Here is a 267-nt window from a genome sequence, read left to right as displayed (position 1 = left end):
CCGGTGATTACGAACAGGCGCCACTCCGGCGACAGGCCGGAATGGCTACCGAAGAAGGCAACCGCGATGCCGATCAGATAACCACCGACCAGGTTAGCGGCCACTGTTCCGATAGGAAAATGGCTGTGCAACGTGTTGAGCCACAGCCCGAATCCCCAGCGCAACCACGCGCCCAGCGCGGCACCGAAACCGATCGCCAGCCAGCTCAAGACGGACTCCCGCTTTTGCCGGGGGCGCTACTCCATTTCGCGAGCGCCTGATCGTCGC

1 protein-coding gene is annotated in these 267 nt (G+C 63.3%); it reads right to left on the bottom strand.

The window, feature by feature from the left end:
• The coding region (locus tag WDW90_RS39680; protein ID WP_336493066.1) for a CrcB family protein at positions 1-209 on the bottom strand (209 nt) is incomplete at its 3' end.
• Positions 210-267 lie beyond the last annotated feature (58 nt).

The sequence above is a fragment of the Methylobacterium nigriterrae genome (genome assembly GCF_037106235.1).
Taxonomy (GTDB): Bacteria; Pseudomonadota; Alphaproteobacteria; order Rhizobiales; family Beijerinckiaceae; genus Methylobacterium; species Methylobacterium nigriterrae.
Note: the sequence above shows the minus strand (reverse complement) of the source record. Positions and strands in the feature narration are given on the sequence as shown.